General features: G+C 46.0%; 13 protein-coding genes. 6 read left to right on the forward strand and 7 right to left on the reverse strand.

Annotated elements, in window-relative coordinates:
- The first annotated feature begins 1 nt into the window (after position 1).
- A complete protein-coding gene (locus AK966_RS13535; protein WP_099078196.1) occupies positions 2-928 on the forward strand; it encodes a L,D-transpeptidase family protein in 927 nt (308 codons plus the stop codon).
- A 26-nt stretch (positions 929-954) separates the two neighbouring features.
- On the opposite strand, the gene AK966_RS13540 is transcribed toward AK966_RS13535, so the two are convergent.
- Positions 955-1,209, reverse strand: coding sequence for an Lpp/OprI family alanine-zipper lipoprotein (locus AK966_RS13540; protein WP_099078195.1), 255 nt, complete (start codon positions 1,207-1,209; stop codon positions 955-957).
- A gap of 424 nt (positions 1,210-1,633) precedes the next feature.
- Here AK966_RS13540 and AK966_RS13545 point away from each other — a divergent pair, with 424 nt between their 5' ends.
- The 5 genes from AK966_RS13545 (at position 1,634) to pstB (ending at position 6,710) form a co-directional block, all read left to right on the forward strand.
- Positions 1,634-2,977: a DEAD/DEAH box helicase gene (locus tag AK966_RS13545; RefSeq protein ID WP_099078194.1), complete on the forward strand. Its 1,344-nt coding sequence runs from the start codon at positions 1,634-1,636 to the stop codon at positions 2,975-2,977.
- A gap of 186 nt (positions 2,978-3,163) precedes the next feature.
- On the forward strand, positions 3,164-3,985 hold the full coding sequence (locus AK966_RS13550) for a phosphate ABC transporter substrate-binding protein (RefSeq protein WP_119464336.1): 822 nt from the start codon (positions 3,164-3,166) through the stop codon (positions 3,983-3,985).
- A gap of 96 nt (positions 3,986-4,081) precedes the next feature.
- The gene (gene pstC, locus AK966_RS13555) at positions 4,082-5,014 is read left to right on the forward strand and encodes a phosphate ABC transporter permease subunit PstC (protein WP_099078192.1); all 933 of its coding nucleotides are present in this window, start codon (positions 4,082-4,084) and stop codon (positions 5,012-5,014) included.
- A gap of 22 nt (positions 5,015-5,036) precedes the next feature.
- Entirely contained in the window at positions 5,037-5,900 is an 864-nt protein-coding gene (pstA, locus tag AK966_RS13560) for a phosphate ABC transporter permease PstA (protein ID WP_099078191.1), read from the forward strand.
- Positions 5,901-5,960: 60 nt separating this feature from the next.
- Positions 5,961-6,710, forward strand: coding sequence for a phosphate ABC transporter ATP-binding protein PstB (gene pstB / locus AK966_RS13565; protein WP_099078190.1), 750 nt, complete (start codon positions 5,961-5,963; stop codon positions 6,708-6,710).
- A gap of 84 nt (positions 6,711-6,794) precedes the next feature.
- Here the strand turns inward: pstB and AK966_RS13570 are convergent, their stop codons facing one another.
- The 6 genes from AK966_RS13570 to AK966_RS13595 are packed head-to-tail and all read right to left on the reverse strand — an operon-like array spanning position 6,795 to position 13,656.
- On the reverse strand, positions 6,795-8,441 hold the full coding sequence (locus AK966_RS13570; RefSeq protein WP_119464337.1) for a BatD family protein: 1,647 nt from the start codon (positions 8,439-8,441) through the stop codon (positions 6,795-6,797).
- A 4-nt stretch (positions 8,442-8,445) separates the two neighbouring features.
- Positions 8,446-10,248: a VWA domain-containing protein gene (locus tag AK966_RS13575; protein ID WP_119464338.1), complete on the reverse strand. Its 1,803-nt coding sequence runs from the start codon at positions 10,246-10,248 to the stop codon at positions 8,446-8,448.
- Positions 10,241-11,245 carry a VWA domain-containing protein gene (locus AK966_RS13580; RefSeq protein ID WP_099078187.1) on the reverse strand — a complete coding sequence of 335 codons (1,005 nt, stop codon included), beginning with the start codon at positions 11,243-11,245 and terminating at the stop codon, positions 10,241-10,243. Before AK966_RS13580 ends, AK966_RS13575 begins: the two co-directional genes overlap by 8 nt.
- Positions 11,242-11,718: a DUF4381 domain-containing protein gene (locus AK966_RS13585; RefSeq protein WP_409119921.1), complete on the reverse strand. Its 477-nt coding sequence runs from the start codon at positions 11,716-11,718 to the stop codon at positions 11,242-11,244. Before AK966_RS13585 ends, AK966_RS13580 begins: the two co-directional genes overlap by 4 nt.
- A gap of 40 nt (positions 11,719-11,758) precedes the next feature.
- On the reverse strand, positions 11,759-12,685 hold the full coding sequence (locus AK966_RS13590) for a DUF58 domain-containing protein (protein WP_099078185.1): 927 nt from the start codon (positions 12,683-12,685) through the stop codon (positions 11,759-11,761).
- Positions 12,686-12,699: 14 nt separating this feature from the next.
- Complete coding sequence (locus AK966_RS13595) at positions 12,700-13,656, reverse strand: MoxR family ATPase (protein WP_119464339.1); 957 nt, start codon at positions 13,654-13,656, stop codon at positions 12,700-12,702.
- Positions 13,657-13,944 lie beyond the last annotated feature (288 nt).

Genomic DNA, 13,944 nt, shown 5'->3' on the forward strand with positions numbered 1-13,944 from the left:
GATGCCTAGCAAGAAGCGTCCAATGAGTATCGCGAAACGAACCCTGTTATCAGTATCGTTGTCATTAGTGAGTGGGATATCATTCGCTAAGATGTACGCATTACCAGATGATGGGGCTCGTGTGATAGGTCGCATGGAAAATCATGTGGTTGAACATGGTGAAACCATGGCCAATATTGCTAAGTATTATGACGTTGGCATACTTGCGTTAATGGCAGCTAATAAAGGTGTTGACCCTTTTCTCCCTAAAGAGGGGCATGTGCTCACTATTCCTACTCAGTTAATCCTACCTGATGTTCCTCACAAGGGCATTGTTATTAACTTGGCTGAATTGCGTCTTTACTATTTCCCAGCAAACGAAAATGTTGTGCATGTTTTCCCTGTGGGTATTGGCCGTATTGGCAGAGATACGCCAGTGATGAGCACTAGCATCAGCCAAAAGCGTCCCAACCCAACCTGGACGCCCCCAGCTTCTATTCGTGCTGAATACAAAGCAAAAGGCATCAGCTTACCTGCGGTCGTTCCTGCTGGGCCGGATAATCCACTAGGTTTGTTTGCTCTCCGTTTGGCTTATGGTAATGGTGAGTACCTGATTCACGGTACTAACAAAGATTTTGGTATTGGTATGCGCGTCAGTGCTGGCTGTATTCGTATGGACCCTAAAGATATTGAGTGGTTATTTGAGCAAGTGCAGCGTGGCGAAAAAGTGCGCGTTATTAATCAGCCCGTGAAAGTAACATTAGAGCCAGACCGAAGCGTGTTTATTGAAGCGCATGAGCCTTTAACTCGCAGTAATGGTGAAAAAGAGCATTTAGAGTATCCGAAAGAGCTCGGTTGGTGGCTAGATGAGTTTGGTATGACGGATGTGAAAGCGAAAGCAACGATTGCTGCTCAGAATGGGGTTCCTGTAGAAATTACCGCGCCTTAACGGCTGTTAAAGCGCGGTAATTAATCTTACTTAGTGTAAGACTGAGCGATGTTGTCGATACGCTCATTTGCACGTGCAGCTTCTTCTTGTGCTGCCATAGCTGCGCCGCCTGCTGCTTGAACGTCAGATTGTAGAGACTGAACGTCTTGGCTTAGTTGGCTAACTTGGTTGCTTAGTTGGTCTAGTTTTTCTGCATTTGCCATTGCTGCGTCATCAGAAGAAGCACAACCAGCTAGTAGAAGTACTGAAGCTGCTGCAGCTGCGATCAACGTTTTGTTCATGTAAGAACTCCTTGCTTATAGTGAAAGTCCCGCCTAATGAGTGTTGTTTCATGTGCCAGCGGGGATTAATGTGGACACATTCTATCAGTACATGATGTAGCAAAAGTCAAAAAAATCCAAGAATTTCATGGGGTACCCGCTAAGAATGCTAACTTTAGTTTGACAAAAGTTAGCATTCACTACGTCTTACAGCCTCTAAACAGGTTCGATGCAGGTCATTTTTGCTACGTTCCTGATATCAATAATTTAGACGATATTGACGCAAATGAAAGTTTCTTAGAGGAAACTTTATTCTTTCTTGTGGAATTAGTTTGTGTGATCTCTATCTATACTCTTATGATTTGCGGTATTATAGCAGGCTTTTATTTTTTGCTGCGTTAGAGCGGAAACGACACTGAAAAACGCTCGGACGTTTACTGATTTATTGGAGAATACTTTGCAATTTAAAGATCTAGGCCTAGACAACCGATTGTTGAAGAACCTAAAACATTACGATTTTAAAAAAGCGACTGACATTCAAAAACAGGCAATTCCTGTAGCGATTGCAGGCAAGGATCTATTGGCATCTTCTAAAACTGGTTCGGGTAAGACTTTGGCATTTGTATTGCCAATGCTTCATAAGTCTCTAAAGACGAAGTCGTTTTCTGCCAAAGACCCTCGAGCGGTTATCCTTGCGCCAACGCGTGAGCTAGCGAAACAGGTATACGGTGAGCTTCGTTCTATGTTAGCGGGCTTGACTTACGAGGCCACTTTGATCTTAGGCGGTGAGAACTTTAATGACCAAGTGAAAGCACTTCGCCGTTATCCGAAATTCATTGTCGCAACGCCAGGGCGTTTAGCGGATCACCTGGAACACCGTTCACTGCACCTTGATGGCTTGGAAACTCTTATCCTAGATGAAGCGGACCGTATGTTGGATCTGGGCTTTGCACCAGAACTTCGTCGCATTCATAACGCGGCAAAGCACCGCCGTCGTCAGACACTGATGTTCTCTGCGACTTTGGACCATGCTGAAGTCAATGATATCGCTTCTGAGATGTTAAACGCGCCAAAGCGTATCGCTGTTGGTGTGTCGAACGAAGAGCACAAAGATATCACGCAGAGATTCTACTTGTGTGATCACTTAGATCATAAAGAAGCGATTCTGGAGCGAGTGCTTTCTGAAGCGGAATACCGTCAAGTTATCATATTTACTGCAACTCGTGATGACACTGAACGCCTGACTGCAAAGTTGAATGAGCAGAAACTAAAGGCGGTTGCATTAAGTGGTAACCTAAACCAGACTCAACGCAACACCATCATGAGTCAGTTTGAGCGCGCAGTATTTAAAATCTTAGTAACAACGGACGTGGCTTCTCGTGGCCTAGATATCGCGACGGTAACACACGTGATTAACTTCGATATGCCTAAGCATACAGAAGAGTACGTTCACCGTGTTGGTCGTACTGGTCGTGCTGGTAATAAAGGGGATGCCGTATCTCTGGTTGGTCCTAAAGATTGGGACAGCTTTAAGCGTGTTGAAGCATACCTACAGCAAGATCTGAGCTTCTCAGTGTTTGAAGATCTAAAAGGTAAATTCAAAGGTCTTAAACCCGCTAAGAAAGATTTCCGTAATAAGAAGGCGACCGTTAAGCAAGCGCGTCCGCAGGCGAAGAAAGTCGCGAAGAAGCCAGTTAAACGCGATAAAAGCTTCTATCAACATGTGGCTGTGGGGGATAACGTCTTCATCCCTAAGAAGAAGCCAGCAGAGCCTAGTTCAGAAGATTAATCTTTACTGAATATTATATAGATATTAAAAATCCGAGTGCTGTCACTCGGATTTTTTGTATCAGGAAAACGGCAAAGTGTCATAGAGGCTTCAATTAAGTGAAACACAACTGTCACATTGGGGTTCTAAAGTGAGAATCGTTCAAGTGAAACACGACGGTAATAAAGCCACTTAAAGGAAATTGTGATGAAAAAGACAGTAATCGGTGCAATCGCACTTCTAGGTGCAATGGCAGTGACTCCTGTTTCTGCTAAAGAAACTATCTCTGCTGTGGGTTCTAGCAGCGTAACTCCACTGATGGAAGTTTTCTCTGAAACATACATGAAGACAAACCCGAACGTATTTATCGAAGTTCAAGGCCCTGGCTCATCTGCGGGTGTTAAAGCTGCAAAGAATGGCTCTGCTGACCTAGGTATGTCTTCTCGTAACCTGAAGGACTCTGAGAAAGAGCCTACTCTGAAAGAAGAGACCGTTGCTCTAGATGGGATCGCAGTGGTTGTTAACCCAAAAAACAAACTATCGGGCCTAACAGCTGAGCAAGTTACTGCGATCTACAAAGGTGAAGTAACAAACTGGAAAGACGTTGGTGGTGCAGACAAGCCAATCGTTGCAATCACTCGTGATACGGCTTCTGGTACTCGTGGCGCATTCGAAGACATCATGTCTCTAAAAATGAAGATTTCTGGTAAGAAAGTTTCTGCCATCTCTCAACGCGCTCAAGTTGCTAACGGTAATGGTGCACTGAAGACAATGGTTGCTTCTAACCCGTACGCAATCGGTTACATCTCTCTTGGTACCGTTGATGCGTCTGTAAACGCACTTCCAATTGATGGTATCGAAGCATCGGTAGACAACGTGAAGAATGGTTCATACAAAGTTGCTCGTCCATTCCTTGTTCTTTACAAAGAAGGCAAGCCATCTGCTGAAACTCAAAAATTCCTAGACTGGATGCTAACTGACGAAGCGCAAGCGCTTGTTGACCAAAAAGGTTATATCTCAGTTAACTAATCCTATGGGGATTCTAATTTTGCTCAGCCCAACGTTTCGGGCTGAGCCTTTTCTATCCATTGTGTTCGACGCATTGCTAAGAACCGTGAGATTTTTATGACCATCGCAACAAATAGTGAAAAGCTTATGAGTACTGACGCTAAAGCGATAAGCAAGCCAGGCCTACGCGAAAAACGACGCGTTGACTGGAAAGAGCGCATCTTCCACGGCTTGTTCCTAACGAGTGCTGTAATCGGCATCGTATCATTAGCAGTTATCGCATACTTCATCGTTCGAGAGAGTATTCCTGCATTCCAAGAAGCCGGCATCTCGGGCATCGTTCTAGGCCAAAACTGGTTACCACCAGCACTGTACGGTGTTGCAACTATGATTGTTGCTTCTATCGTATCGACAGCAGGTGCTGTTCTAGTGGGTGTTCCCGTTGGTGTCTTGACCGCTATCTTCATCGCAGAAATCGCACCAAAGCGTTTAGCTGACATCATCCGCCCAGCGGTTGAGCTACTCGCAGGTATTCCTTCAGTGGTATACGGTTTCTTCGGCCTGGTTATTATCGTTCCATTGATTCAGAACGTATTTGATGTACCAGCAGGTAACACTATCCTGGCTGGTATCATTGTACTTGGTGTGATGATTCTACCAACGGTAATTACGGTATCTGAAACGTCTATCCGTGCGGTTCCTCGTACTTATAAAGAAGGTTCTTTGGCACTGGGCGCATCGAAAATTTACACCATCTTTAAATTGCTCGTTCCAGCGGCTCGCTCAGGCATCATGACAGGTGTGATTCTGGGTATTGGCCGTGCGTTGGGTGAGACCATGGCGATCATTATGGTAATGGGTAACGCGCCAGCAATGCCAGAAGGCATCCTTGATTCGGCACGTACGCTAACCGCAAACATCGCAATTGAAATGTCTTACGCAAGTGGTGTTCACGCGAGCGCACTTTACGCTACAGGTGTGGTACTTCTGGTCTTCATCATGTCGTTGAACGCTGTACTACTTTACCTAAACCGAGAAAAAGCGAAGTAATCGCTCGTTAAAGGTGACTATTATGGATCGCGCAAAACTGAAAAAAGCACGCCAGTTCAAAGATAATGTCTTTAACGCATTTGTCTGGATCTCGGCGGCACTGACGGTAGGTTTCTTGTTCTGGATTATCTGGTACATCCTATCAAACGGTCTACAACACGTAGATTGGAGCTTTATTACTGATAACTACACGCGCACAGGTGAAGAGCACGGTATCTTCCCAATGATTGTGGCGACCATTTACATGGTTGTCGCATCTATCGCAGTGGCAGCACCACTCGGTATCATGACGGCAATCTACTTGACCGAATACGCAAAAGTGGGCAGTCGTTTGGTGAAAATCATCCGATTCTGCACTGAGTCATTGGCGGGTATTCCGTCGATCATCTTCGGCCTGTTCGGTATGACGTTCTTCGTGGCGATTCTTGGCCTTGGCTTCTCGATTCTATCGGGGGCACTGACGCTAAGTATCCTAATCCTGCCAGTTATCATCCGTACCACGGAAGAAGCGTTGATGGCAGTACCACAAACGTACCGTGAAGGCTCATACGGCCTAGGTGCATCTAAGATTTACACTATCTGGCGTTTGATTCTTCCGAGCGCAATGCCAGGTATCTTAACCTCGATCATTCTAAGTATTGGTCGTGTCATTGGTGAGTCTGCTCCAGTATTTCTGACAGCAGGTATGGTTGCACGTATTCCGGATTCGCTATTGGATTCTGGTCGTACGCTAACCGTGCACTTATACAAACTGACTACCGAACTGTTTACCATTGAAGAATGGAATCAGGCTTACGGTACCGCGACAGTTCTGATTGTTGTTGTTCTACTGATCAACATGTTAACAAAATTGATTGCCAGACGTTTTAACACCGCAACTTACTAACGAAACGAATTAAGAACGCACGTTAAAAGACACGAATTCAAGATTTAAGAGATTAAGAAAATGAACAAGTTTGATATTGAAAACCTAGATCTGTTTTACGGTGACAACCAAGCACTGAAATCAATCAACCTGCCAATCCCAGTCCGTCAGGTTACGGCTCTGATCGGCCCATCTGGTTGCGGTAAATCAACACTACTACGTTGTTTGAACCGCATGAATGACCTTATCGAAGGCGTAAAAATCACTGGTAAGCTGTCAATGGACGGTGAAGACATTTACGGCAACATCGACGTTGCTGACCTTCGCATCAAGGTGGGTATGGTATTCCAAAAGCCAAATCCGTTCCCAATGAGTATTTATGAGAACGTGGCTTACGGTCTGCGTGCTCAAGGCATCAAAGATAAGAAACACATTGATGAAGTGGTTGAGGGCTCACTGCGCGGTGCAGCACTTTGGGACGAAGTAAAAGACCGTCTTAAGTCACACGCATTTGGCCTATCAGGTGGTCAACAGCAACGTCTGTGCATCGCACGTACCATTGCGATGGAGCCAGATGTGATTCTGATGGACGAGCCAACGTCAGCGCTTGATCCGATAGCAACGCACAAAATTGAAGTGCTGATGGAAGAACTAAAGAAGAATTACACCATTGTTATTGTCACGCACTCTATGCAGCAGGCTCGTCGAATTTCTGACCGCACTGCGTTCTTCCTAATGGGAGAATTGGTTGAACACAATGACACACAAGTGATCTTCAATAGTCCGAAAGATGATCGTACCCAAGGCTATGTAAACGGTGATTTCGGTTAATCAACACATTTACTGGCATATACACAAATAACTATAAGCGATGGTACTCTTGCCCCTCCTAGTGAGGGGCTTTTTTGGTAATCACTATAACTTTTCTAGCTGGTGGCTAGGTTTGCTTTTCTTCTCTTTGGCCAGTTGTTTGATCTTGGCGATCAGATTATTTGCCATCCACTCCTGTTGAGTTGCACTAAAGCGAGATTGGTTCATCAGGTTCAGTTCTTCTTTTACTGCTTTCACTGCTTCAGAATCATTGTTGAAGTGGTGAGTGTTTAAGTAGTCATTAACCGCTCTTTCAATCTTAGCACAGTCACCTTGTTTAATGATGTACTCTAGCTCTTGAAGCGAGGAACTGTTGTTCGTATTCGTAGTTTTCTCAACGCGTGGTTCGGCACGTGTCTTCCATAGTCTCAATGCAATCGCCGAAGAGACAAGCCACAGCACGCCAAATACGAAGGACAGTGTTTGCCATATAGATTCAACACCACTTTGAGTCGCTTGCTCAGAGGTGGTTGCCGGCTGTGCTGGTAACGCGCTTTCTGGCAGCGTAATTAAGCCACTGTCACTTTTCTCGACATTGAGTTTTAGCGCCGAAATGTCGGCTTGTCTTGTTTGGTCTCGGTTACTGTCCCACCAGTTAACTGTATAGCTAGGTAGCGTGAGTTCTCCCGGTTCAGTTGGAATCAATACTTGTTTAACCGTCATAGTCACCGTACCGTCGCGAGCGGTTTCGAACTGCGGCTGTTCTGAATAAACACGTATCGTACTAGGGTAGACAATACCGGCACGAGGTAGATATTCTGCTTGCGTACCGCGAGCACGGATACGAATTGTGCGAGTAATCGAAGATCCTTGCTTTACCGTGCTGACGGCATTTTCTGACAATGGATTGCCTTGCTCACCTTGCCAGCTTTGTGTCATTTCCAGTGCAGAGGCTGGTAGCCAGTTACCTTTAAAATCCTTAGGAATAGGCTTTACGGTAATAGGCATTTGTTCTGCTTTGGTATTGATCGGCATTATCTGGGTTGAACCCGTTAGGCTGTCACCATAGAAGTAAGAGCCTGTCAGTTTCGGACCATTAAGCATGTAGGTGCCTGGTTGTTCTGCAGTAATACGGAACGCTTGTTCAACGATAGTGACTTCAAGACCATCAATCACGCGTTGACCTTGTTTCATGTCGCTCGTAGGCTCTAGTTTCATCCCATCGATGCTTGGTGGCACAATTTGGGGGTTATCTAAGCGGCGAGGATCCACTTTAATCACCAACTGCATGCGAAGCGTTGCTGATTGTTGAGGATACAAGGTGTGATTGTCCACGCTCATATCAAAGTTAAATAAATCGTTTAAGTTCGGCTCGGCTTGATTCTTGGTGACACGTAACTTAATTGAATCTGTCTTCATGCCATCCACGGTAAAGCTTGGGATCGTCACCACCCCCTCTTTCATTGGTGCGATAGAGATGCTCCATTCCGTTTGAACCGATGTGTGGCCATTGATGTTATTGCTTGAGCGGCCGTAACGAGGCTGTCCTAAAAAGAAATCTTTCTTCAAGACATTGAAATCAATCGCACCAGAGCCTAGTTCTGTGTCAGCCATGATCCTTAAATTGATCACTTCGTTCTTCGCCACCTGAGTTTTGTTTACACTGGCTTGAAGGCTTTGTGCGAAAACCGAAAAGCTAGTCAGTAGGCTGGCCATTAGAACAAAGACCAGTTTTGCGCCTTTTTTCATCATGGACTTACCACTCCTTATTAGATTGTTGTGGGCGTTGTTTTTGTTGCGCTTGAAGCTGCATTTGAGCTCGAATCAAGAAGCTAGGGTCACGTGCACTTTCTACCGCTTCTAAGCGGCGAAACTCGGGATCATCTTGATGCATTTCCCCTGGCTGAGCTTGTGCCTGCGTTGGTTCGCCTTGTGTCTCTTTTTGTTGCTCAGCGTTTTGCTTTTCTTGTTTATTTTCAAGTTTTTTCTGGTTTTGTGACTGCTGTCCTTGCTCTTTTTTAGCGTCATTTTGAGACTTTTGTTGCTGCTGTTGCTGCTGTTGCTGCTGTTGCTGCTGTTGCTGCTGTTGCTGCTGTTGCTGCTGTTGCTGCTGTTGCTGCTGTTGCTGCTGTTGCTGCTGTTGCTGCTGTTGCTGCTGTTGCTGCTGTTGCTGCTGTTGCTGCTGTTGCTGCTGTTGCTGCTGTTGCTGCTGTTGCTGCTGTTGCTTCAGTTTCTCCTCTACAACCGACAAGTTCTTTTTCGCAGCTTCAAAGTCTGGTTTCTCTTGAATCACGTTCTTGTAGAGCTCTGCTGCATCCTCAAGTTGTCCGTTCTTAGCAAGTGCGTTTGCCAAGTTGTAGCGGCCATCAAGGCTTGGATTATTGGAGAATGCTTCTATCGCACTTTCGTAATCTCCAGCTTGGTAACTTGCTGCACCTTTCCAATTAGGATCAGTAAAGGTTCTTTGGGCTTTTTCGTACTCACCTTGTTGATAAAGCTGCTCACCTTGTTGGTTTTGATTCAAGAACGCATTCGCTTCTGCTTTCGGCGTCCAACTCATCGGTAACACCGTCGCAACCAGCAGCCAAATCATGCCTCGACGGAAGAGTAGGGCTGTGGGGAACAAGAGCAGAGGTAGCAACCAGAAACCGCCGTTCAAGCGAGAGTCGGTTTTCACGTATTCACTTTGCTTGGCGGCAAGGTTGTTGCTCGCGTTGTTGGTAAACTCGGCAATGTTCTCAACGTCACGGTTATTGTGTTGAATTGGCACAAATAATCCGCCGGTCTCTTTAGCTAGCTTCTGTAAGTTTTTCAGATTAGTTTTCGCTACCACAGTGTTGCCTTGTCGACTCTTCATTAAAGAACCATCCGGAAGAGCAATTGGTGCGCCAGTTGATGTGCCGATAGCGAGTACTGATACTCGAATGTTTTTACCGTTTAATAACGCTAATGAGCGAGATAATTCGGAGTCATCCAAATCATCTGCCAGCACGACGATGTCACCTTGATTTACGCCCGCCTGAGTAAACTGGCCAAGCGCGGTTTCAATCGCTGATGGTAAGTTGGAACCTTGATAAGGCATTAACTCAGGAGACAAGTTTTCGATGATGCCAGCGAGTGTGCTGGAATCTGTTGTAAGCGGACTAAGCGTATAAGCATCACCGGCGTACGCAACCAAGCCTGTTGAGCCTTCTTTCCATTTCGGCAATAAATCCAACGCTTTATAACGCGTTTGTGACAGGCGATTTGGTTTCACATCCGTTGCGTACATAGAGCGCGACATATCCAGCACTAACACTCGGTTTTGGTTTAGTTCAAAGCTCGGTCGTGTGTTGGATTGCCAACTTGGGCCTGCTAAAGCGATACAAGCGATTGCCCATGCTATTCCCCAAATGGCGAAGTAGTGCTTAGTTTTCACTGAATAGCCAAGCATTTTTGCCAAATGAGGCGCAATCAACGATGACTTTTTGGTTCTGTATTGGCTGTTAACAGCAAGGACAACGGGAATGACGAGCAAACCCAACAACCAATAAGGGGTTAAGAAAGTAAACTCAGCCATGTTTTCTCCTCAGAACAAACAGGAACACGGAAAGTACCAGTGCAGCGCCCAATGGGTAAGGGAACCATTCCGACTGAGGACGCCAAGTTTGGGTGTCAGTAGAAACGGGCTCTAGCTGGTTAATGGTGTCGTAGATCGTTTCAAGTTCTTTGGCATCACGCGCTCGGAAGTATTTACCACCTGTCATCTCTGCAATCTTGGTCAGCGTTTGCTCATCAAGGTCTGAGGCGGTATTGACTTTGCGCGTCATAAAGAAGTCTTTGACCATCATTTCACCAGCGCCCACACCTACGGTGTAGATGGTTGCGTTGTATTTTTTAGCGATTTCAGCGGCTTCAAGCGGATCAAGTACACCAGCAGTATTGCTGCCATCACTGAGCAAGATCATCACACGTTGTGGTGCGTCACTGTCTACAAAGGTTTTAGTGCCTAAGCCGATACCATCACCAATCGCAGTGCGCTGACCAACCAAGCCAATGACGGTTTGATTGATCTGTTGCATCACGGTTTTACGGTCAGCGGTTAGCGGCGTTTGTAGATAAGCGTGATCACCAAATAGCACCACACCTAAGCGGTCACCTTGGCGTTTTTCTACGAAGTCAGATAAGACTCTTTTGACAGCGGTTAGACGGTCTATGTATTCACCATTGTCGTTCATGTCTTCTTTCTGCATGGAACCAGATAAGTCGACCACTAACATCATATCGCGGTATTTCGGTTGGAACTCAACCGGATCGCCATACCAAACTGGGCGAGCACAAGCGACAACCAACAGAGTCCACACACCAACAGACAGGACTTTTTGCACTATCTGTTTTGGTTTGTTGTTGTGTTTGTTGTCTGGCAAGTACGCCAGCTTAATTTCAGCTTGCTGAGTCTCTTCAGGGAAGAACTTATAAATCAGCCAAGGTAGGGGCAGTAACAGTAATGCCCACCACCAGACAAACTCAATATTCAACCACTGAGAGAGGCTCGAAACGAGAGTTGCCTCAGTCACGAGTTTTTGCCTTTTTTCTTCGGTGGCAATGCGGTTGCAATCCAGAAAGCACAATCCTCAATCAGATCTTGATGTTGCTCTTGACCGGATTTTTGATACAGCGCCGCTTGCCACTGTTGTTGTTTATCGACGAATCGAGTCTCTTTGGTGCAGCTATCAAGAAACTCGTACCAAGCAGAGCCTGTTAATGGCGCGATTTCTTCACGAGGGAAGTAACTCAAAGCCGCTTGACGAAGCACCTCTAATGCAGAAGACGGTGTGTGTGGTGTGATCGGATTGGTCAACAGTTTCAATGCGGTCTTCTTGGCAACAAGACGCTTTGAATGCCATCTTAAGTAAAGTACAACAATCAAGATGGTAAAAATTACACAACCCAGAGCTGCCCACCAACCCCAAGCAAGTGGGAACCAATCTGGTGCATTCGGTAGGATTAAAGGTTCAAGGTTTAGGCTTTGATTATTCGTTGTCATTATTATTACTACTGCTTGAAGGATTTGTATGTTGTTGCTTTCGTTAGCTTAACTGTTGAACCAGAGGTAATCCGCTCGACAGACTGTTAAATGGAATCGCCATCGAATGACACTGCTGTTTGATGGCTTGCTGATGTTTAACAAAGTGAGATTCCAACGCCTGGCGCTGTCCCTTTGAACCGAAGTTAAACCACTGACTTCGATGACCATCAGATGCTTTCGCTTGGCCTCGGAAGTCGGTTTCACCTCGCTCTAAAGGATCATAAAATTGCACGGCACGAACGCTGTTGTGTTGCTTTAATCGACGCAGTTGAACCAGCTCTTTCTCTTCCACTTGTGCAAAGTCGCTGAGTAAAATGAGCTCACTGCCTTTCGGCGTAAGGTTGTGCAGCGTTTCAATTGCGCTCATGTAAGGCAGCGTGCGTGTGCTGTCAGCTTGTTGACTCGTAAGCAATTGATTGTGACTATTCACTATCGCGTCAAGAATTCTCAGCCCTTGCTTTTGTAGAGAAGAAGGGCGGAACTCAATACACTGGGAACCATCATCAATCACCGCGCCAATGCGATCTTTCTTGGCTAACGTCAGCCAAATCAAGACGCTAGCGAAGTGTGCCAGTTGGACCGACTTAAGAACATACTGTGAGCCGAAGTGAAGACTTGGGCTGAGGTCTATGTATAAAATAACCGCTTGCTCTTTGTCTTCTGAGAACAGCTTGGTATGCGCTTTACCCGTTCGAGCCGTGACTCGCCAGTCGATGCTGCGAATATCATCACCCGCTTGGTATTGGCGTACTTCCATAAAGTCCATACCACGACCTTTTTGACGGCTGGTATGGTTACCGCTCATTTGCGACCAAATACTCTGTGCTGGTGGCAGCCAGCGAACCGATTGAGTGCGATATTGAAGTAGCTCTTCAAGGGTTAATGTCACCCCATTCGCATGAGGTGGCAATGCATATGATGCAGACATGTCACCTACCTACGTTATGCGCTACCTACAAGATTAAGAAGCTTGTCGATAATCTGATTTGCTATGATGCCTTCTGCTTGGGCATGGTAGCTAAGCAGTAGACGGTGGCGTAGCACAGGGTAAGCCATGGCTTGAACATCTTCTGGAGAGACAAAGTCACGGCCCGCTAACCATGCGTGTGCTCGAGCGCAGCGGTCAAGGGCAATAGTGGCACGTGGGCTGACACCCATGGCTAGCCATTGCGCTAACTCATGGTCGTATTCCGTTGGCTGACGAGTTGCCATCACGAGACGTACGATATATTGCTCAATCGCGTCTGCCATGTGAATATTGAGCACTTCTTTGCGCGCAGTGAAGATGTCTTCTTGGCTCAAACTTGGGCGTTCAATCGTCGCTTCGCCTTTTGCCTCACCACGGTTGATGCGTAGGATCGCCAGTTCATGCTCTGCATCTGGGTAATCTACATTAAGGTGCAACAAGAAACGGTCGAGCTGTGCTTCTGGAAGCGGGTAAGTACCTTCTTGTTCAATCGGGTTTTGTGTCGCCATTACCAAAAATAGCTCTGGTAGCGCATAGGTGTTTCTTCCCGCCGTCACTTGCTTCTCAGCCATTGCTTCAAGCATTGCAGCTTGCACTTTAGCAGGCGCACGGTTGATTTCATCGGCAAGGATCAGTGAGTTGAAAATTGGACCTGACTGGAAGGTAAATTCGCCGGTTTCTGGACGGAAGATATCAGTGCCGGTTAAGTCCGCTGGCAGTAAGTCGGGTGTGAATTGGATACGGTGGAAATCACCTTCTACGCAATCCGATAGAGACTTCACCGCACGGGTTTTAGCCAAGCCTGGAGGACCTTCAACCAAGATATGCCCATCGGCAAGTAGAGCAATAAGGAGCTGTTTAACGAGATCATGCTGACCAATGATCTGAGACTCTAAGTAGCGCTGAAGAGTTTCGAAGTTTGTTTTGTACATTTTTTGGACTCTCGGATATCCATAGGATTTTTACTGTGAATATTGGTCACTGCTAAGTGGGGAAAGTTCCCTTAGCGTTTGCGTAATTTATTTTTTGCAATATTGGGGCGTAAGTGCGGATTGCAAGCATTGTAGAAATCTAAAAAACACAGATTCAGGGTGTTACATTTCGATTTACATAAAATATGAGACTTTGCATGAGATATTTAGGCCTGGGCTGATACAAGCTAGGTGGCACAGGTGTCATGCAAACATGCCCTAGTTTAATTTTTTTTTTGGATCGGAAGA

Source organism: Vibrio sp. PID23_8, from assembly GCF_003584965.1.
GTDB lineage: Bacteria > Pseudomonadota > Gammaproteobacteria > Enterobacterales > Vibrionaceae > Vibrio.